The 19,304-nt window shown below is 61.2% G+C and carries 26 protein-coding genes, 1 tRNA gene and 1 pseudogene; 20 read left to right on the forward strand and 8 right to left on the reverse strand.

Going from position 1 to position 19,304, the window contains the following annotated elements; translation table 11 throughout:
* Positions 1-194 precede the first annotated feature (194 nt).
* A complete protein-coding gene (gene sohB, locus HU772_RS10200; protein WP_186662301.1) occupies positions 195-1,211 on the forward strand; it encodes a protease SohB in 1,017 nt (338 codons plus the stop codon).
* A gap of 144 nt (positions 1,212-1,355) precedes the next feature.
* Positions 1,356-1,429 (forward strand) — tRNA-Cys (locus tag HU772_RS10205).
* A gap of 96 nt (positions 1,430-1,525) precedes the next feature.
* Here HU772_RS10205 and HU772_RS10210 read toward each other — a convergent pair.
* Genes HU772_RS10210 through HU772_RS10220 form a run of 3 tightly spaced genes read right to left on the reverse strand, consistent with a single transcriptional unit; the run spans position 1,526 to position 3,188 of the window.
* Complete coding sequence (locus HU772_RS10210; protein WP_186662302.1) at positions 1,526-2,578, reverse strand: site-specific integrase; 1,053 nt, start codon at positions 2,576-2,578, stop codon at positions 1,526-1,528.
* 1 nt (position 2,579) lies between these two features.
* Entirely contained in the window at positions 2,580-2,825 is a 246-nt protein-coding gene (locus tag HU772_RS10215) for a DUF4224 domain-containing protein (protein WP_186595520.1), read from the reverse strand.
* Between the two features lie 39 nt (positions 2,826-2,864).
* Positions 2,865-3,188 (reverse strand): hypothetical protein, encoded by a 324-nt coding sequence (locus HU772_RS10220; RefSeq protein WP_186662303.1) that lies wholly within the window; start codon positions 3,186-3,188, stop codon positions 2,865-2,867.
* 166 nt (positions 3,189-3,354) lie between these two features.
* Here HU772_RS10220 and HU772_RS10225 point away from each other — a divergent pair, with 166 nt between their 5' ends.
* Positions 3,355-3,609 (forward strand): hypothetical protein, encoded by a 255-nt coding sequence (locus tag HU772_RS10225; RefSeq protein WP_186662304.1) that lies wholly within the window; start codon positions 3,355-3,357, stop codon positions 3,607-3,609.
* Between the two features lie 320 nt (positions 3,610-3,929).
* Here the strand turns inward: HU772_RS10225 and HU772_RS24945 are convergent.
* The 5 genes and pseudogenes from HU772_RS24945 to HU772_RS10245 form a co-directional block, all read right to left on the reverse strand.
* Positions 3,930-4,034 (reverse strand): annotated as a pseudogene (locus HU772_RS24945) (DNA cytosine methyltransferase); the annotation flags it as partial.
* A gap of 101 nt (positions 4,035-4,135) precedes the next feature.
* Positions 4,136-4,489: a Clp protease/crotonase-like domain-containing protein gene (locus HU772_RS10230; RefSeq protein WP_186662305.1), complete on the reverse strand. Its 354-nt coding sequence runs from the start codon at positions 4,487-4,489 to the stop codon at positions 4,136-4,138.
* 21 nt (positions 4,490-4,510) lie between these two features.
* Positions 4,511-5,035, reverse strand: coding sequence for a hypothetical protein (locus HU772_RS10235; protein WP_186662306.1), 525 nt, complete (start codon positions 5,033-5,035; stop codon positions 4,511-4,513).
* A 372-nt stretch (positions 5,036-5,407) separates the two neighbouring features.
* Positions 5,408-5,653 (reverse strand): hypothetical protein, encoded by a 246-nt coding sequence (locus HU772_RS10240; RefSeq protein WP_186662307.1) that lies wholly within the window; start codon positions 5,651-5,653, stop codon positions 5,408-5,410.
* Between the two features lie 11 nt (positions 5,654-5,664).
* Entirely contained in the window at positions 5,665-6,318 is a 654-nt protein-coding gene (locus tag HU772_RS10245) for a helix-turn-helix domain-containing protein (RefSeq protein ID WP_186662308.1), read from the reverse strand.
* A gap of 105 nt (positions 6,319-6,423) precedes the next feature.
* Between HU772_RS10245 and HU772_RS10250 the strand changes: the two genes are divergently transcribed.
* The 17 genes from HU772_RS10250 to HU772_RS10330 all read left to right on the forward strand — a co-directional run bounded on the left by HU772_RS10250 (position 6,424) and on the right by HU772_RS10330 (position 19,294).
* Positions 6,424-6,636 carry a Cro/CI family transcriptional regulator gene (locus HU772_RS10250; RefSeq protein ID WP_186662309.1) on the forward strand — a complete coding sequence of 71 codons (213 nt, stop codon included), beginning with the start codon at positions 6,424-6,426 and terminating at the stop codon, positions 6,634-6,636.
* A gap of 2 nt (positions 6,637-6,638) precedes the next feature.
* Positions 6,639-6,947: a CII family transcriptional regulator gene (locus HU772_RS10255; RefSeq protein WP_186662310.1), complete on the forward strand. Its 309-nt coding sequence runs from the start codon at positions 6,639-6,641 to the stop codon at positions 6,945-6,947.
* 233 nt (positions 6,948-7,180) lie between these two features.
* On the forward strand, positions 7,181-8,218 hold the full coding sequence (locus tag HU772_RS10260; protein ID WP_186662311.1) for a DUF1376 domain-containing protein: 1,038 nt from the start codon (positions 7,181-7,183) through the stop codon (positions 8,216-8,218).
* Positions 8,211-9,632 carry a replicative DNA helicase gene (gene dnaB, locus HU772_RS10265; protein ID WP_186662312.1) on the forward strand — a complete coding sequence of 474 codons (1,422 nt, stop codon included), beginning with the start codon at positions 8,211-8,213 and terminating at the stop codon, positions 9,630-9,632. Before HU772_RS10260 ends, dnaB begins: the two co-directional genes overlap by 8 nt.
* A gap of 58 nt (positions 9,633-9,690) precedes the next feature.
* On the forward strand, positions 9,691-10,023 hold the full coding sequence (locus HU772_RS10270; protein WP_186662313.1) for a hypothetical protein: 333 nt from the start codon (positions 9,691-9,693) through the stop codon (positions 10,021-10,023).
* A gap of 307 nt (positions 10,024-10,330) precedes the next feature.
* On the forward strand, positions 10,331-10,579 hold the full coding sequence (locus HU772_RS10275) for a holin (RefSeq protein WP_186662314.1): 249 nt from the start codon (positions 10,331-10,333) through the stop codon (positions 10,577-10,579).
* Complete coding sequence (locus tag HU772_RS10280; RefSeq protein WP_186662315.1) at positions 10,576-11,043, forward strand: lysozyme; 468 nt, start codon at positions 10,576-10,578, stop codon at positions 11,041-11,043. Before HU772_RS10275 ends, HU772_RS10280 begins: the two co-directional genes overlap by 4 nt.
* Positions 11,040-11,492 (forward strand): lysis system i-spanin subunit Rz, encoded by a 453-nt coding sequence (locus HU772_RS10285; RefSeq protein WP_225923123.1) that lies wholly within the window; start codon positions 11,040-11,042, stop codon positions 11,490-11,492. The genes HU772_RS10280 and HU772_RS10285 overlap by 4 nt, the downstream gene beginning before the upstream one ends.
* Positions 11,493-11,560: 68 nt before the next feature.
* Positions 11,561-11,950: a hypothetical protein gene (locus HU772_RS10290; RefSeq protein ID WP_186662317.1), complete on the forward strand. Its 390-nt coding sequence runs from the start codon at positions 11,561-11,563 to the stop codon at positions 11,948-11,950.
* 5 nt (positions 11,951-11,955) lie between these two features.
* Positions 11,956-12,162, forward strand: a complete 207-nt coding sequence (locus tag HU772_RS10295; RefSeq protein ID WP_186662318.1) for a hypothetical protein — start codon at positions 11,956-11,958, stop codon at positions 12,160-12,162.
* Entirely contained in the window at positions 12,159-13,775 is a 1,617-nt protein-coding gene (locus HU772_RS10300; protein WP_186662319.1) for a portal protein, read from the forward strand. The genes HU772_RS10295 and HU772_RS10300 overlap by 4 nt, the downstream gene beginning before the upstream one ends.
* Complete coding sequence (locus HU772_RS10305) at positions 13,772-14,020, forward strand: Bbp19 family protein (protein ID WP_202885390.1); 249 nt, start codon at positions 13,772-13,774, stop codon at positions 14,018-14,020. The genes HU772_RS10300 and HU772_RS10305 overlap by 4 nt, the downstream gene beginning before the upstream one ends.
* Positions 14,017-14,880: a hypothetical protein gene (locus HU772_RS10310; RefSeq protein ID WP_186662320.1), complete on the forward strand. Its 864-nt coding sequence runs from the start codon at positions 14,017-14,019 to the stop codon at positions 14,878-14,880. Before HU772_RS10305 ends, HU772_RS10310 begins: the two co-directional genes overlap by 4 nt.
* A 203-nt stretch (positions 14,881-15,083) precedes the next feature.
* A complete protein-coding gene (locus HU772_RS10315; protein ID WP_186662321.1) occupies positions 15,084-15,953 on the forward strand; it encodes a phage capsid protein in 870 nt (289 codons plus the stop codon).
* A 45-nt stretch (positions 15,954-15,998) separates the two neighbouring features.
* Positions 15,999-16,463 (forward strand): hypothetical protein, encoded by a 465-nt coding sequence (locus tag HU772_RS10320; protein WP_186662322.1) that lies wholly within the window; start codon positions 15,999-16,001, stop codon positions 16,461-16,463.
* Positions 16,464-16,535: 72 nt separating this feature from the next.
* Complete coding sequence (locus HU772_RS10325) at positions 16,536-17,132, forward strand: phage connector family protein (protein WP_202885391.1); 597 nt, start codon at positions 16,536-16,538, stop codon at positions 17,130-17,132.
* Positions 17,132-19,294: a phage tail protein gene (locus HU772_RS10330; RefSeq protein ID WP_186662323.1), complete on the forward strand. Its 2,163-nt coding sequence runs from the start codon at positions 17,132-17,134 to the stop codon at positions 19,292-19,294. Before HU772_RS10325 ends, HU772_RS10330 begins: the two co-directional genes overlap by 1 nt.
* Positions 19,295-19,304: the final 10 nt, after the last annotated feature.

Below are 19,304 nucleotides of genomic sequence, written 5' to 3' on the forward strand. Positions count from 1 at the left end.
GGTCCGGCCCGGTTGAAGGTTGCTGCGAGGTTAGGATGCCCGGCATAGGCTGTCAACGAAAAAACATACAAGCGTTTGAAAAGGTTGTTTGAACTGTGTTGCCAGCGTTTTCACCCGCTGGCAGAGGCCCTGGCGCACCGGTATGCTTGCAGGCATTGCGCGCCGTCCGGGCGCTGGTCTATCAAGGAGTCAATGTGGAGTTTCTTGCCGAATACGCAAGCTTTCTCGCCAAAACCGCCACGCTGGTGATCGCCATCCTCATCGTGCTGTCGGCCATCGCCGGCCTGCGCGGCAAGGGGCGGCGCAAGCCGGGTGGGCAGTTGCAGGTCACTCGCCTCAACGAATTCTACAAGGAGTTGCGCGAGCGCCTGGAGTCGGGCCTGCTCGACAAGGCCCAGCTCAAGGCCCTGCGCAAGCAGCAGGCCAAGGCGGAAAAACAGCAAAAGAAAAAGCCCGAGGACAAGCGCCGGGTGTTCGTGCTGGATTTCGATGGCGATATCAAGGCCTCGGCCACCGAGAGCCTGCGCAATGAAATCACCGCGCTGCTGACCCTGGCGACCCCGCGTGACGAAGTCGTGCTGCGCCTGGAGAGCGGCGGTGGCCTGGTGCATAGCTACGGCCTGGCTGCCTCGCAACTGGCGCGCATCCGTGAGGCCGGCATCCCGCTGACCATCTGCATCGACAAGGTCGCCGCCAGCGGTGGCTACATGATGGCCTGCATCGGCGAGAAGATCGTCAGTGCGCCATTCGCCGTGCTTGGCTCCATTGGCGTGGTGGCGCAGATGCCCAACGTCAACCGCCTGCTGAAAAAGCACGACATCGATTTCGAGGTGCTCACCGCTGGCGAGTACAAGCGCACCCTGACCGTGTTCGGCGAGAACACCGACAAGGGCCGGGAGAAGTTCCAGGAAGACCTGGACATCACCCACAAGCTGTTCAAGGACTTCGTCGCCCGCTACCGCCCGCAGTTGCATATCGACGAAGTGGCGACCGGTGAGGTCTGGCTTGGCATCGCTGCCCTCAACCGCCAATTGGTGGATGAGCTCGGTACCAGCGACGAATACCTGGGCCGCAGCGCCCGCGAGGCCAACGTCTTCCACCTGCGCTTTGCCGAACGCAAGAGCCTGCAGGAGCGGATTGGCATGGCGGCCAGTGGCGCGGTGGAGAACACCCTTGTGGGTTTGTGGAGCAAACTCGGCCGCTTGCGCTAACACCTTGAACCCCTTGAAGATTTTTTTCTTGAAGGGGGTTGCAAGGTGATTCGAATGCCGACATAATGGCCTCCATCGAAACGCAGCTGACTTGAAAAAGCCCAGCGGTTTCAAGGAGATAGCGAAAGCTGACTCCGACTTTGAGGCCGAGTAGCAAAGTGGTTATGCTCCGGATTGCAAATCCGTCTACGCCGGTTCGATTCCGACCTCGGCCTCCACCATTCGAAACCCCGCAGATCTAGGTCTGCGGGGTTTTTCTTTGCGCGCAGAAAATGCCAAGAGTTCCGAAACAAAAGGCATAGAGTTCCGAAACTTCAGCCCTTCGAGGGCTTGGCGATCGCGCCGACTCGACGGTAGACACGCTCAGTGATTCCCTCTTTCGAGTGGCCCAACAGCACGCTTGCATCGCTCAGGTCGTTGATCTCCGAAGCCGCCTTCGGTCGGATATCGCGGAACTGGAACTGGGCGATTCGATTGGCCAGGTCTGGCTTCTTCTCGACCTCGGCCTTCAACCTGGCATTCTCCCGGGCATCGGCCCACCGGTTGCGCAACATCGGCCAGCTCATGCGCTTGCCGTACTCATTGACGATGAAGAACGGCGACAGGTGCTCACCGGTCCTGCGCATGATCCGTTCCAGCAACAGGCCCAGGCTGTTCTTCATCCCGTCCACTTCCAAGACGATCCTCAGTCGCTTGCCGGTCTTGCCTTGGCTGACCAGCAGGTAGATCCCCTCCATGTCGTCCTTCCGCATGGACAGCACGTCCGACGGCCGCTGGCCGGTCAGGTACGCCAGGTCCATCGCATCCTTCAGCTCTGGTGGAGCCTCCTCATACACCGCCTGCCACACCGTTTCGTTGGCGTAGAAGTCGCGCGGTTTCTCCTTGTTCTTCCTCACGCCCAGGCACGGGTTGTCCCGGGTGGTGAGCCCCCATTCCCTGGCCGTGTTGAAAACGTGGGAGAGCAGGGCGATTTCCCTGTTCGCCCTGGTCTTCGCCGAGCGCGAGTCGCGGTACTGCGCGATCATGGCCGGCGTGATGGCGTCGATCGGCGCCGAGTCGAACACCGTGCGTAGCTGCTTAAGTTCGTAAATGTTGTCCTTCTGGGTTCTGGCGGCCTTGCCTGGAATGATCTTCAGCAGGTACTCGTCGAAGATTCCCTTCATCGTCTTCAGCTCGGCCGGGGCGGCCTTGGCTTCGAAGTCAGCCCACTTCAGCTTGGCCTGCACCAGATCGGTACCGAGGGGGATTTCCTTGCCGGTCTGGTCGCGGTAGTAGTACCCAACCCACACTTTTCCGTTCTTCCTGGTGCGCTTGCGCCGGTACATGCCCGGTGGAAGGTCGCGGTTCTCGGTACTTCTGGGTCGCATTTCACTTTACTCGGGAGAAATCAGGGGTCCAGGCTGGCGCCGGGGGTGGAGCTGCAGCGACAGGCACAGTGTCGATAACCACGCCGCTGAGCTTCTGGCGGGCGTACTGGCGCCCCACCAGCGGTCGACCTCCGCGGCTCTCTACGAAGTGCCAGCCTTTCTCTGTGAGCCAACGGCGCTGCCACGCCCTGGGTTTGTAGCCGGTGATCGTCACCAGCTCTTCGTCCGAAAGGATTTCGGTTTCCATGGGATGGTCTCCACGCCGCCGGTGGCGGCAGGTTTGTGGTCAGTCCAGTTGGTAGTAGACGTAGCAGTCGACGCCCTGGTCTTTGAGCGATCGATACATGGCCTGCACGCCGGCGTACCGCCGATTGCCGATACCGGCGAACGGTGCCGACAGGTGAAGCCCGCGCGGGTGATAGGTGCTCGCCGGATAAACGTCGCCAGGCAGGCCTTTGATCTGGCTGGCGCGCAGCCCGCGCAAAGGGATGACAACGCGGTCAAGGTTGGCGCTGCCCCCGTCGTCCTTGCATTCCTCAGCCGCCGCTTTGCCGGCCTCGGTGGCGACGCGCACTTTCTCGGGTAGGTTGGCCAGTTCTTCTTTCGTCATGGCAATAGCTCTCCATGCCCGCTGTCGGCGGGCTTGAGTAGTTGGGGGGGGGCAGCGAAAAGAGTACGTATGTACTCCTGTCGATTCTTACTGGTTCAAATTGTTACTACCTACCTGTCCGGCCGACTGCTTGGCGTACAATTAGCGGTTTGCTTGAGGTGATTGAATGAACGCTGCCCAGAAAAAGCTGTTGGACAAGACCATGGGTGTGGTCGGATGGCTATGTGTTGCCGTCGGTGGGGGCTTGGCGCTGTTGATGCTGGCAGTCGGAGTCGCTAGTAAGGACCTCAGCGTGCTCAATGACATTTTCCGCCTTCGGCACGAAGGGTTATTGATTTGGTCGACTCTACCTCCTGGGGTTGCTCTCTTGTGGATCAGGGCGTTCATGCGTGCCGGTAATTCCGAGGATCCGATGCACTGAGGGTGGCTGAGCCAGCTTGCTGGATCGGTTCTCTGTGGGCATGGTGATACCTCTGCTATAAATTCGAACGCTGGAATTCAGGAGATGGTGAATGACTTTGCGTACCACGCATCCCGTGCGCTGTGCATGTGGCCACGAGGGAGCGATACGGCTCTCAGAAAATGACCAGCCATACTCCGCATGCGATGAGCGATACTCATTGGTGGGGCTGCGCGGAACTGATGCGAACTACACTCGCATGGCCGACTGGCCTGAAGTGTTTGAGCGAATGCAGATATCTTGCCCTGCATGTAACGCAAAGCTTTCGCCCAGCGACCTAATCAAGCATCAGTGAGCAGCGCCTCTATCACCCTCTGACCAGCAAGTGGCGGCACTGCGTTTCCGGCCATGTGCATGGTCAGCCGGTGGCTGCTCGCGCGGCTTGTCGGCCTGGGTGACGGAGAATGCCGGGCGATCGATCACGATCACCTTTGACGAGGCTTAGGATGAGGGCGAAGATTAAGCGGGGTGGTTCCGTGAGAAGTGTTCAACTGCTCTTCGGATCGTTGCCGCCGCGCGGCGAAAACATGCGTTGTTTCAAGCGTTCCACATCCCTGGTGCTGATGTAGGGAGCGATGCTTTCAAACGTGTCCTGGTCATCGCTTCCGTCGAGGATATGGCAAAGACGTTTGGCCGACCCTTCAAACTCCTCGCCAAGCCCGTGCTCTCTTGACGACAGAAGCGCTTTTAGGGACTTTCGCAGATCGGCTGCAGCGGCCGGCTGGGTCTTTACAAGCGCGCCAACCACCAGGGCCAGCAGGTCGTTTGCTGCCTTGGCTTCACCAAGCGCCCACGATGCAATTTCATACGCAGTACCTGCGTCAATTTTTTCGTCTGCCATTTCCTGATAGCCCTCTGTTTGCTAGAAGCCTGCTTTGGCCAGCAGGCGACTGAATCTTTCATCTGCGGCCTTCGTGTCAAGCCCGCCGTTTGCCTGGGCCAGGAGATCTTCATGATCGATGGTATCGAGTTTCTCACCAAACTCATCAACTGCGGCTCTCAACCAGCTATCCAGCGCACCGGCGAATCCCATGAGCTGGCCTTTACGAGAGTTGTGCTCTTCTTCATTTCTGGGTGAGCGATTCATCATCCCCATGATCAACGCTCCGAGTTCCAGCTTATAGGACTTTTCGTGTCGCACCCGGCGAAGATGGGCGAGGTACATGCCTGCGATTGCCTGACCAGTCTCTAATCCACCCCTGAAACCACCAGCGAATGGAACATCCCAGAAACAGTAACCGCCACTCTCCTCCTGGGCATGGTCTCGCCCGACGAAGGGTAGTTGGTGCATATCAATTTTCCGGTGCGGCTTTGCCCGCAGATTAACCCTGACCTTGGCGGGTTTATCTTGGATCGAGACGACATTGAGTTTGCGTGCTGCGCCCATTTGGCACCTCCAGGTGTACGTCGTGTTGGCTTCGGTTCGGTGAGATCTGTTTGATCATGAAACTGATAATTCGGTACTGCCGGCCCGTGTCGAAGGGCATTAGCTCTCGGGGGCTTTGAAGCCCAACAGCCGACCACGCTCTGCATGCTGTCGGCTCTCGTTTATGCGGTGCTCGACGCTGCGCACCCGGGGTGAGGCTTCCCCTGTACCGAATCGGCTTCGGCTCGCTGCCACCCAGTCAGTGGTTGGCTGGACCGGATGAGAAAAGTATTGCCGCAGGAATTACCTTTGGTCAATGCCTGCGGAAATATTTTTTCTTGCGGGCATAAAAAAGCCCGCCGGATGCGGGCTCTCGGTGACAGTCGGTGTCACTCAGCTGGACAGCCAGAGCAGGGCAGACCACACAGCGCCGAGGGTTGACCCAAAGAGAAAGCTGGACCACAGCCAGACAACGAGCGTCCCTGGGAGTTGCCCGGTCACAAATACCGCCACTTTTTCGACGCCAGAACCGATTTGTAATAAACGTCGCGACATTAGAGCTAGCCGGCCGAATAGATAAGTTGCCATTACAGCCAACAAAATGCTGTAGCTGTAGAAAAACACTTCCTTGTAGTCCATCAGGTCACCAATTAAATGTTCTGTGGCTCTTGATTTCGTAACTCTTCATTTTGCTCGTACCGTGCATCTATGCTTGTCAGTACGTAGTCCATCATTACCAGATCATGGTCAGTAAGATTTCCATCTATTTCCGCTGAAGCGATTGAGTAGAACAGCCTATACAATCGCGCAAGACGATCTTCATCATGAATTCCGTGGACTGCATGATTCCTGGCGTTCCTCACGACGGCGCGCCGCTTCGAGTACCCGTCTTCTTCGCAGCTTTCAAAAAAACGGTTTAGGTCTAGAAAAGTAACTTGAGTGGTTGGAGCGCTTGAAGGAACTGCTCTTGCAATCGCAGAAAATGAACTTTCTGATTTTTTTCTTAAATTTCCCTCAAGTATTTCGTACTTTTCCTTTATTTCAGATGCAAGTCTAGAGCTATATGCTTCTACTGGTATTCCGAATAAGTTCTTTACTTTTAGCGCAAACTCAAAATTTAATGCAGTTCTCCCATTTAAATAGTTACTGAATGACCCTTGGTTCATTCCGAGGAACTCCCCAGCTTGCTCTTGGGTTATCCGCTCATTTTTTGGGCGAGCACGGTTCCAGTCCGCGATAGCTTCCTTCAAAGCCGCGCATTCGTCCCGCTCCCATTGTTCGAGTTCACGTTTTTTCTGGCTCATAGACAGAGACTATTCCCGCAGGCCATGCGGAACAAATTCCGCAGGCATTGACATTAATAATTCCGCAGGAAATACTTTGGTGGACATCAACACGAGGTTGCCACCATGGAACGTATCCCGCTGGCTGATTTTTGCGAGGCCCACGGCCAAACCGCAGCGGCCAAGAAGCTGAACATCACGCAAGGCGCGCTGAGCAAAGCCCTTCGAATCGGGCGCAAGGTTGAGGTCATCGAACACGATGACGGGACCTTCACGGCAGAAGAGGTCAAGCCATTCCCATCGCAGTCGCAAGGCAAGCGCGATTTCGAGGCGGCTTGATCATGTCGACGACCGCATTAAACCCGGAGCAGGCCGCAAGGGCCCGCAAGAATCTGCACTTCATCTTGCAGCGGGTGACGTCTGTCGGTAACGCGCCCATCGCGCTTGCAGTGGGTTGCGACGAAGCGACGATCAGCCGGATGCGCCCCGAGAAGTTCGAGCAGTTCGCCCAGATCTTGGCGGTCCTTGGCCTGAAGGTCGTGCCCAGCGAAATGCGTTGTTTCAACGAGCGCGATATCGAGATGTTCATCCACGGTTCGAAGCGCTGGATGGAGCACGTCCAGGGCCTGGACCAGCTCGAGGAGGGTTGAGCTCATGACCCTGGAGCACGTCAGTTCGTATATGGCCAAAGCGCTCGGCGAACTCGATCCATCGCCATGCATCTTGGCTGGCGACCAGCAATTCCATAAAGAGATGGCCATGCGGTCGGCTTGGGATGTGTCCAGGCTCGGTGGGCGTGAGTCGAAAGCCCGCGCCAGATCTCAGTGTGTGGCGTATTTGATCGCTTCGCTTGGAGTTCGAGAAGCCCCCTTGGGAGGCGCCAATGACCCTTCCTGAGCCACTCATTGCGCAGGATGTCGACCTGCGCGGCTTGCCATTTATGCCCCTGGACGTTGGACGCTTGCGTGACAGCAACCTAGCGATCGAGGCCAGCGGTGATGAATTTCGCGCCGCAGTTCTGCTGTGGTGCACGTCTTGGAACCAAGTTCCGGCTGGATCGCTGCCAGATAATGACGTCGTGTTGGCTTCGTATGCAGGGTTTGGGCGCGACGTAAAGGGTTGGAAAAAGGTGAGGTCGGGTGCCATGCGTGGGTTTGTTGTCTGCTCAGATGGCCGACTCTATCACCCGGTTGTGTGCGAAAAGGCGAAGGAAGCATGGAGCGAGCGCACCGAATATCGCGAGATCAAGGACAACGAGAAGGCCCGAAAACAGAAGGAGAGGGACGATCGAAAGCGCATGTTCGCCGACCTTCGCGCCGTAGGTGTGATGCTTCCGTGGAACGTACCTACCGCAGAGCTTCGATCACGACACGAAGATATTCCTGTCACGGAACCTGTCACCGTGACAGGCCCGTCACAGGTCACGGCTAAGACAGGGACAGGGACAGGGACAGGGACAGGGACAGGGACAGGGACAGGGACAGGGACAGGGACAGGGATTAAAGATCAAGAGCTAAGCCCTGCTGACGCAGGACTCGTTGACGCTCCGCGCCAACCAGGTGATTCCGCGCCTCAGGAACCGCTTGACCTAGGGTTGAACCGTACCGCCAGCCGGGAGCGCCTCCCAAATTGCCCTTTGGAAAAGATCATCGAGCTGTACCACGTGGCCCTGCCTGAGCTGCCGGCGGTGGTCCTGCTCACCGACACTCGGCGAAAACACCTCCAGGCCCGCTGGCGCGAAAACCCAGTGCACCAGGACCTGCAGTTCTGGGCTGAGTTCTTCGCCCAGGTCAAGCGATCCCGCTTCCTGCTCGGCCAGACCGCCGGGCGCAACGGCGAAAAGCCGTTCCGTGCCTCATTTGACTGGCTGGTTAAACCGTCCAACTTCGTGAAAGTCATCGAGGGGAACTACGATGCGTGATCCCTACAGCCTCGAAGCCGAGCACGCTGTGCTGGGCGCCATGCTGATCAAACCCGAGTTAATCGACGTCCTCTCCGCCGACCTGAAAACCAGCGATTTCTTCTTCGCCGACAACCGCGCGGTGTTCGACGCGATCCAGGCCCTGCGCGCCAAAGGCTCGCCGATCGACTTCCTGACCGTGGCCGAACAGATCGGCACGTTGTCTGCGGATGCATCGGCCCTGGCGTACTGCGCTGACCTGCACCGCAACACCCCGAGCGCCGCGAACGCGAGGTCCTACGCCAACACCGTGCTCGAGCGCAGCACTGTGCGCGCCCTGATGACCGTCGCCCGGGCCATCCACGAGATCGCCGAGGGCGACTCCGGTACCGAGGACAAGATTTCCCAGGCCCAGGCCGAGATCAACGCGATAACCAGCAGCTCGTCAGCGAACGACACGATCACGGCAGGCGAGGCAATCCGCCGGCACGTTGAGGAGCTGGAGCGGCGCGAAGCACTGGGCGGCGCCATGGACGGCCTGGCCACGGGGATACCGGCACTCGACGCCAAGGTCCGTGGCCTCAAGGGCGGCCAACTCATCGTAATCGCTGGCCGGCCGAAGATGGGCAAGACCACGTTGGCCATGAACATCTGCGACCACAATGCTGTGAGCGACGGCAAGCGGGTGCTGGTGTTCAGCCAGGAAATGTCCCATGCCGAGCTGATGGACAAGTCGCTGGCCTCGCTGGGCAACATCCCGCTTGGTGCGCTCCAGGATGGCACCGCGGTGAATACCCACTGCCAGCGTATCGCCGACGCTTCGCTGCTGATCCAGAGTGCCGCCATCGAGCTGTACGACCGCAGCGGCGTGACGATCAACCGGATCCGATCGGTTGCCCGCCGGCAGAAGATGAACCTTGGGGTGGACCTGATCATCGTGGACCACATCGGCCTGGTTGACGTCGACGACTCTCGCGCCAACGCCGTGCAGCGCGTCAGCGAGATCACGCGCCAGCTCAAACTTCTGGCCAAGGAACTTGACGTTCCGGTCATCGCCCTGTCGCAGCTGAATCGCCAGTTGGAGCAACGCCCGAATAAACGCCCGGTTCCATCCGACCTGCGTGACTCCGGATCGATCGAACAGGACGCCGACATGATCGTGTTCGTGTACCGCGACGAGGTCTACGACCCCCATACCGCATCCCGCGGCATCGCCGAGATCATCATCGGTGCCGCCCGAGGCATCCAGCCCTGCACCGTGCGCGTGAAGTACCAGGGCATGTACAGCCGGTTCTCCGAACTGGAGGCCAGCGCCGAAGATGCGCCCATTGACCTGTTCGACGACGCAGGCGGTTACGGGCCAAAGCCGGATACCACGCCCAAGGTCACCAGCATGGCTGAGCGCTACAAGACCTACGGCACGCGTCGGCAGTGATGGCCAGGCGCTCGACCCTCGCGCGCGTGCGCGTTTGGCCAGCACGATGAAGCCGCCCGTGCCTGACCAGCTGACCCTGTTCGCCGAGCCGCCCCGTGTACCGGTGGCGGTTCGCGCGTTCGTGCCTGTCATGCCGCCGCCGGTCCGCAAGGGGCCCAAGCGCATCGACTGGTTCCGCGTCATCACCGCCGTGCTGCGTTCGGGGTATTCGCTCCAGAGCGCGGCAGACGAAATCGGCATCGCCCGCACCACGCTCATTGGCTGGCGGCAGGGCGCCGAACCGCGCTACAGTGAAGGCGAACGCCTGGTGCTGCTGTGGTGCAAGATCACCGGCGAAGGCCGGGACAAGCTGCCCATGTGTGCGGCTTGGGATTATCATTTCAAGCCTTGAGGGCATCGCAATGCAGATCCACGTGAAGACCAGTTTCACTCCTGACGGCATCATTTTTACGCAGGTGATCGATGATCGAGAGAGGGATATGCGACTCAACCTTGCCACTCAGGTCATCAACACCCGTGACGCCCAAGTCCGAGAGGCGCTAATCAAGCTGGGGTGGACGCCACCACCGACGAAATAGTCAGGAACCCGACACCCGTCAGCACCGACCCTGTGTGCCATCGATGCCCCGCCACCGAGCGGGGTTTTCTTTGTCACCAGCCTGGAGGCGGCCATGAAAGCCCCAGTGAGGAGCGGAAGTATGGCGAACAGTCCCGAAGGGATCGTAGAGGCGGTGGGCGTGTCAGTCGCCACCAAGGGCATGTGGACCGGCGCGGGGGCGGGCTTCCTCGGCTTCCTGGCCCAGGCCAACTGGATCGGCATCATCGGCGTCGTGCTCGCGCTGCTGGGCTTCCTGGTCAACACCTGGTTCCAGATCCGCAAGGACCGGCGCGAGTCGCGGGAGAGCGAGGCGCGGATCGCGGCGCTGAAAGAGCAGTGCAGGCCATGACGCCGATCACCCAGCGGGTATTGCGGGTCGCGGCTGGCTCCCTGGCCATGGCCACGGTGCTCGTATCCCACTTCGAGGGCCGCTCGCTGGTGGCCTACATCGACCCCGTGGGCATCCCCACCATCTGCTACGGCAGCACTGCCGGCGTGAAGCTGGGCCAGACCAAGACCCCCGAAGAGTGCCAGGCCCTGCTGGCGGGTGAGCTGGGCCAGGCCTGCGCCTCGGTCGACAGGCTGGTTCGGGTGCAACTGCCACCGGCCCGCCGGGCTGCCCTGTGCTCGTTCGTGTACAACGCCGGGGCCAATGCCTTCGCCACCAGCACCATGCTGCGCAAGCTGAACGCGGGTGATGCCCGTGGCGCCTGCGCCCAGCTCGACCGCTGGGTGTATGCCGGCGGCAAGCAGCTCGGCGGCCTGGTCAAGCGTCGTCAGGCCGAAAGGGAGCTGTGCGAGGTAGGTCTGTGAACAAATACCTGCTATGCATCGCCGCTGTGCTTCTTGTCGCTTCGATAGCGGCGTTTTCGTCTCTAGTTGATACCAAGGCTGCGCTTCGTGACAAAACGCGCCAAATCGAAGAATTGGAGGCTTCTGAGCGAAGCAGGAAAAACACCATCAAACTGCTGGCTGAACTCGACACCCAGCACACCCAGGAGAGAGAGCGTGCGAATCAGACCAATGCCGACCTTCGTGCTGCTGTCGCTGCTGGCCAGCGCCGGTTGTCAGTCCCGGCCAAGTGCCCTGTCGTGCGAGCCACCAGCACCACCGCCAGCCTGGACCATGCAGAAGCGCGAGCCGAACTTGACCCAGCGGTTGCTGAACGAATTGTCCGAGTCGCCAACGATGGCGACGACGCCATCCGCGCCTTGAACGCACTGCAGGACTACGTCCGCACCGCCTGCCCGGCACCCAAATAGTCGGGATTCCGACGCCTTCCCCCCATGATGCTGGGGCCTCACTGATACCCATCCCCGAGGCCCCATCCATGCCAGCTCCCGACAATCTCCAGGTGCAGACGCCTGGCCAGCCGATCACCCAGCCCGAACCAGAGCAGCAGAACGAGCCCGAGTTCACCGCCAAGCACAACGGCGGCGGCCGCTGGCGCATCTACTCGACGAGCCAGGACGACTGGTTCAGCGACTTCGTGGCCACTGGTGAAGGCGCCAAGGACGCCGCCCAGGCCGAGGCCGAGCGCCTGAACGCTGGCGGTACGCCGGTAACCAAGGCGCCCGATCCAGCCCCAGCGCCGGCCACGCCTGGCCAGCCGATCACCCAGCCCGCCGCCCAGGTCGCCCAGGACCAGCGCGCCGTGCCGGTCCTCACCCCCGAAGGCTGGCTCGTGCCCGAACTGCCCATCAACGCCCGCAAGGAGTGATCGCCATGGGATCGAAGAAACCCAGTAAGCCGAAGGTCGTGCAGACCGAAGACCCGGCAGTCACCGCCCAGAAAGCCGCTGACGAGGCGGCCAAGAAGGCGAACGAGGAAACCGCAGCGGCCAAGGCCAAGAAGCAGCGCAGCAGCCTGCTGTCGCAAGCCGGCGCCGCGGGCACCGTCATCGAGCAAGGCAAAAGGACCCTAGGGGCATGAACGCTGACCAGATCTGCAAGACCATGAGCACGCTCAAGTCGCTGCGCACCCCGCATGAGCAGGTCTGGCGCGACTGCTACGACCACACCTACCCGATGCGCGGGAACGGCTTCTACTGCGAGATGATGACCGCCCAGGAAGCGCTGAACCGCAAGGCGCGGATCTTCGACGGCACCGCGACCGACTCGTCGCGGGCGCTGTCGTCCCAGGTCCAGGCCGGCATGACCCCGGCCAATTCGCTGTGGTTCGGCATGGACGTGGCTCAGTCCACCGAGGATGAGCGCCGCTGGCTGGGCGAGTCCGCCGAGATCATCTGGGAGAACATCCACGCATCGAACTTTGACTCGGCAGGATTCGAGGGCATGCTCGACGTCGTGTGCGCCGGCTGGTGCGCGCTGTACATCGACCAGGACCGGGAGAAGGGCGGCTACCTGTTCGACCTGTGGCCGATCTCCGGCGTTTACTGCTCGGCGTCGAAGCCGGGCGGCAAGATCGACACCGTCTACCGCTCGTACAAGCTGACCGCCGAGCAGGCGGTGAACGAGTTTGGCGAGGGCAACGTCAGCGAGTCCACGCGCAAGCTGGCCGTGGACAAGCCGCAGGAGCTGGTCGAGTTCGTCCATGCCATCTACCCGCGCAAGTCCTACGCCGTCGGCGCCCGCCTGGCCAAGAACATGCCCATCGCTAGCTGCAAGGTCGAGGTGTCGGCCAAGAAGCTGGTCAGCGAGTCGGGCTATCACGAAATGCCCGTGGTGGTGCCGCGCTGGATGATGATCCCCGATAGCGTGTATGCCACCGGACCCGTGGCCGATGCGCTGCCTGATGTGCGCATGCTCAACGAGATGGTGCGCATGGACATGGCGGCCGGCGACCTGGCCCTGGCAGGGATGTGGATTGCCGAGGACGACGGGGTTCTCAACCCCCGCACCGTGAAAGTCGGCCCGCGCAAGATCATCGTGGCCAACTCCGTCGACAGCATGAAGCCGCTCCAGACCGGTGCGGACTTCAACTACTCCGACACCCGCATCACCCGCCTGCAGATGGCCATCCGCAAGACCCTGATGACCGACCAGCTGCGCAACCAGGACGGCCCGGCGATGACCGCGACCGAGGTGCATGCCCGGGTGAACCTGATCCGCCAGCTGCTGGGGCCAGTCTACGGACGCCTCCAGACCGAGTACCTGCAACCCCTGATCGAGCGTTGTTTTGGCATCGCCATGCGCGCCGGCATCCTCGGCCAGCCACCGGAAACCCTGGCCGGACGCCCGTACACCGTCCGCTACCTGTCGCCGCTCGCCCGGGCGCAGAAGCTGGAAGAGGTCAGTGCGATCGATCAGTACGTCGCGGGCTGCGCCATGGCTGCGAAGGCCCAGGCCGACGCCGGTAGCGCCCCTGATGCCATGGACAACGTCGACTTGGACGCCGCGGCGCGCTTCCGTGGCGAGGCCCTGGGCGTTCCGTCCGACGTCATGCGCAGCAAAGCCGACGTTCAGCGCGTTCGCGATGACAGGCAGCAGGCCATGCAGGCCGCGCAGGAGCAGCAGCAACAGGCCGCAATGCAGCAGATGGTCGGCCAGGCCGCACTCAAGCAAACACCAGGAGCAGCAGCGTGACCGCATACACCACCGAGCAAATGGACCAGATGTTCAAGCGCGTCTTCGAGCAGAACGCCGAGGGCGCCATCGTGCTTGAGGTGCTGATCAACCGCTTCGCGCGCAACGCCGTCACCGTTGGCGGCATCGACGCCATCCTCAAGACCTACCAGCAGTCCGGGCACCGCGAGGTGCTTGACCACATCATGCTCCGCATCAACCGCGCCAATGGCGTGCAGGACAACTCCGACGAGGAACAGCAATGAACTGGTTCATCCATGGCCGTCTCGGCCACTTCCTGTGCAACGAAGCGGGCGAGGGCGGCGATCCGAGCGGAGGCGCCACTCCACCAGCAGACAACCAGCCAGCTGGTACGGTGCTCAACAGCGGCGCCAACAACGACTGGCTCCCCGAGAAGTACCGGACGAACAGGGAGGACGGCAGCCTTGATCTTGAAGCATCGTCGCGGAAGGTTGCCGAGGCCTACAAGCACCTGGAAACCCGCATGGGCTCCGGCGATGCGCCACCCAAGGATGCCAGCGAGTACAGCGTCAAGCTGGAGGGCGTCGAGGGCTTCAACTGGGACGAGTTCAAGAACGACGAGGGCACCCAGTCTTTCCTCAAGGGCGCCCATGCCAAGGGCATGACCAATGCCCAGGTCGAGTTCGCCATCGGCGAGTACATGAAGCTGGCACCAGGCCTGATCGAGGGCGGCGCCCAGCTCAGTGAGCAGGATTGCAAAGCAGCACTCAAGGCGACTTGGGCTGATGACCAGACCTTCAACAGCAACGTGAAGGCCTCGTACCGCGCCGCCGAGTCGTTCGCCAGCCCCGAGGGCCAGCCCGGCAACTTCCAAGCGCTGATGGCCAAGTACGGAAACGACCCGGACTTCATCGCCTTCACCGCCAACATCGGCAAGGAGCTGGCCGAGGACACGCTGATCACCCAGGGGGTTGTGAACGAGCAGGACTTCGCGGTCAAGACCAGTGAGTTGCGCAAGCAGCTGGAAGAACTGCCGGCCCACGACCCTAAGCGCGTGCAGATCCAGCAGCAGCTGGCCGACCTGTACAACGCCAAGTACCAGCGCCCCAGCTCCCGCATCAACACCACCGCCCCCGGCGCGTAAGCGCTCCCGCCAAATAGTCGGGAAACCGACACCCCGCAACTCCGACCATCACAGGCATCCCGGTAGCAATACCGGGCCGGCCTGCGGTGGCACGCAGATACCCGGCCAGCCCCAGGCGCCGCAATGCCGATGCACGCCAGGAATCCCGGCCCGCACAGCGGATACCCGGCAGGCACACCCGAATCCGCATTGGAGTGCATCGTATGTCCCAGTTCATTACCGAAGCGTTCGTGCAGCAGTTCGCTGACAACTTCAAGCACGTCGCGCAACAGAAAATGTCCCGTCTCGAGTCGACGGTGACCATCGAGCCCAACATCGTGGGCATGTCGAAGTCCGTGAACCGCCTCGGCCAGCGTACCGCGCAGCGCCGTACCCAGCGGCACGGCGACACCCCGATCAATGACCAGCCGCACAGCACCCGGTTCGTGGACCTCTACGACTGGGAAGACGGCGACATGATCGACGACCAGGACAAGATCCGCATGCTGGTTGACCCGACCTCGGACTATGTCCAGGCGATGGTCGCCGCCATGAACCGTGCCAAGGATGACGTCATCATCTCGGCGCTGGGCGGCTCGGCTCGTACCACCCAGGCGGGCGGCAGCGTGATCTTGCCGGCGTCGCAAAAGATCGCGGTCGGTGGTACCGGCCTGACCAAGGCCAAGATCATCCAGGCCAAGAAAATCTTCCGCCTGAACGAGGCTGACGAAGAGGCTGGCGAAGAGCTGTACATGGTCTATCACGCCAACGCCTTGACCGACATTCTGGCCGATACCCAGCTGACCAGCGCCGACTTCATGGCCATCAAGATGCTGCAGGAAGGCAGCCTCAAGGCCAGCTGGATGGGCTTCCGTTGGGTTCCGTCTGAGCGTCTGCCGAAGTCCGGCAACACCCGTTTCTGCTACGCGTATGCCAAGTCCGGGATGATCCTGGGCAAGGGCAAGGACATTACCACCCGCGTCGGTGAAGACCCGGGCAAGGGGTTCAACGTCCGCGTGTACGCCAAGCAGTCCATCGGCTCGGTCCGCGTGGAAGAAGAGAAGGTCGTCGAGATCGCCGCGAACGACCCGTAAGGGTCTTCGCTGCTCTCGCCCTCAACCCTATTCAGGAGTAACACCATGGCAAACGGCAACGGCTCTCTGGCAGCGGCCCGCGTGGCATACCCGCAGACACTGACCAAACCCAACCTCCAGGGCGGCGACGTCCAGGTCTTCATCAGCACCTACACCGTTCCAGCGTCCGGCGGCCCCGGTATCGGCGAGTACATTTCGTGGGGCTTCTTGCCCTTCAACGCTCGCCTGATGCCGACCACCAAGCTGTATTTCAGCGCTGGCGCGGCATCGTCCACCCTCAACCTCGGCGACCCCGTGTCCCAGGCGCGCTATCTCGCAGCGACCGCTGTCACCACGGCAGGGAGTGCCGTAGCGGAGGCCCAGTTTGCTGGCGGCGCGCTGTTCGACGTCCTGATCACCAAACCAGGCGACGCAACCGATACCAGCGAACTGCGCTCCGTTGTGGCCGGCGCAGCCCTGCAGGCCGGCCAGGTCATCACCCTGGTCGCCCAGTACGCCCAGCAGAACTGATCGGGCTGCCATGGATGGCGTTTCACTTGCCGGGGCCTGTTGGCCCCGGTCCTTTTTGTGGAGAGACAAAACATGGCACTGGCGACCGGTGTTTCGATTTGCTCCAACGCGCTGTTGATGCTCGGCGCCCAGACCATCAACGACTTCGCGGACCAGAACAACCTTGATCGGGCGAAGCTCTGCGCCAACCTCTACCCGTTCCAGCGCGACAGCATCCTGCGGGCGCATCCGTGGAACTGCTGCATCAAGCGCCTCCTGCTGGCCCCCAACGCCGACAAGCCAGCCTTTGGCTACCCCAATGCCTTCGAGTTGCCGGCGGACTGCCTGCGCGTGCTTGAGGTTGGTTCGGGCGGCTGCCAGATCGACTACCTGGTGGAGGGTCGATCGATCCAAGCTGACACCGGATCGCTTGAACTGCGCTACGTCTTCCGCAACGAAAACGAAAGCACCTGGGATTCGCACCTGGTTGACCTGATGACTTTGGCCATGGCCGCCGTCCTGGCATATCCGGTGACACAATCGACCTCCGAGCGGGACAGCCGTGAAGCAAAGCTGGCCCAGGCCATGCGACAGGCCAAGGCCGTGGACGGGCAGGAAGATCCACCGCAGACCCTTGGCGATGAACGCCTGTTGCGGTCCCGGTTTGGCAATGGCTGGGGGGTTGTCTGATGGCCAGGCTGACCCTGATTCAAACCAACTTCACCGCTGGCGAACTGTCGCCGCGGATGTACGGCCGAGTCGATATTGCCCGGTACCAGAACGGCGCCGAGAAGATGGAGAACTGCTGGCCAGTGGTTCATGGCGGCGGAGTTCGCCGCTACGGCACGCTCCACTGCAGTCCCTGCAAGTACCCAGGGGGCAAGGCGATATTGATCCCCTACGTGTTCAACACGCAGCAGGCCTACATTGTCGAGTTCGGCGACCTGTATGTACGCATCCACTTCCCCGATGGCACCTACTCCGGGGTAGAGCTGGTGAGCCCATACAGCCAAGCGATGCTGGATCAGATCGAGTATGTGCAGGGCGCTGACACCATGTTCCTGTTCCACAACGGCGTTGAGATCCACCGCTTGCGCCGGATCAGCAATACCGAGTGGAGTCTCGCCCCGGCTCCTTTCGTTGTCCGGCCATTCGCTGAGCGCGGCATCAACTTTGCCACCAGCATGACCTTGAGCGATCCGTCGGTCGGTGCCGGGCGAACGCTTACCTCGTCCGTCGCAGCGTTCCTGGCGTCTGACGTCGGGCGTGAAGTTTGGTCCGGGTCTGGCGTTGCCAAGGTCACGGCTGTAACCAGCGCGACGGTTGCAACGGTCGAAGTGCTCAATGCATTCCCGTCAGCCACCGTTGCCACCTGGTCGCTCCAGGGAAGCCCGCAGGCAGCCAACACGCTGGGTGCCGCAACTCCCGTCGGAGCTATCGTCACAATGACGCTGGCGACCAATGGCTGGCGACCAACTGACGTCGGCAAGTTCGTCAAGATCAACGGCGGCCTGCTGGAGATCACCGCCTACTCAAGCCCGACCGTTGTGTCGGGCATCATTCGCTCTGCGCCGACCTCGGCTACTGCTTCTCCGGCGAATGCCTGGTCGCTGGAGTCGAGCGTCTGGAATGCAATCGACGGCTATCCCGGCACCGGCACGCTCTTCGAACAACGTCTGCATGTCGCGGGGTCACCAAACTTCCCGCAGACCATCTGGGCATCCAAGACCGGCGAGTCGCTGAACTTCCAGCTCGGCACAAAGGACGACGACGCAACGTCGTTCACAGTGTCCTCGGACCAGATCAACCCCATCTTGCACATGTCCCAGGTAAAGACCCTCGCGGTTCTCACCTACGGCGGCGAGTTCACGGTGATGGGCGGTATCGAGAAGCCGATCACGCCGACCAACATTCAGGTGAAGAATCAGTCGGTTTATGGCTGCAGCCGCGTAAGGCCGATACGGATTGGCAACGAGCTGTACTTCGTTCAGCGCGCCGGGCGCAAGCTGCGGGCCATGGCCTACAAGTACGACTCCGATGCTTACGGCTCCCCTGATATGTCGGTCCTGTCAGAGCACCTCACGCAGCCTGGCGTCGTCTCGATGGCTTATCAGCAGGAGCCGGAGAGCATCTTGTTTGCAGCGCGCGCCGACGGGGTGCTGGCCACCATGACCGTTGACAGGGACCAGGATGTTGTCGGCTGGGCTCGCCAAGTCACGGATGGGGCGTTCGAGTCTGTGGCCGCGATCCCCGTCGATGGCGGCGACCAGGTATGGGCCATTGTCCGCAGGACCATCAATGGGCAGACCGTCCGCTACATCGAGCGCTTCGTCGAAGGATGCCAGGTCGATGGCGGCATCTTCGCCAGCAACCCGGCCGGCCAGTCGGTTTGGGGCGGCCTAGCCCACTTGGAAGGCAAGAAGCTGGATATCGTCGCCGACGGAGTGCCGATGGAACAGCAGGTTGTCACCGACGGCCAGATCACTCTGCCGCGCACGGCGATGACCATTCAGGCCGGACTGCCCTTCATCACCAGGATCAAGACCTTGACACCCGAGGTGCAGGGCGGCGCCGGTAGCGCCCAGGGCAACAGCATGCGGATCGGTGAGCTGACATTGCGCTTCCTGAATACCACCGGGTGCCGTGTCAAAGGCCAAGGGGTCGACCAAGTCATCAGTTTCAGGAACTTCGGCGACAGCGTTCTGGACCAGCCGGCGCCAAGCTTCACTGGCGTAAAGCGCCTGGAAAACCTGGGATGGGAGCGAGGCGAAGCATCGATCGAGGTCATTCAGGACCAGCCCTTGCCGCTTCACCTACTCAGCGTAATCAAGAAAATGACCATCAACGATTGAGGTAATCGCC

This window comes from Pseudomonas xantholysinigenes (assembly GCF_014268885.2).
GTDB lineage: Bacteria > Pseudomonadota > Gammaproteobacteria > Pseudomonadales > Pseudomonadaceae > Aquipseudomonas > Aquipseudomonas xantholysinigenes.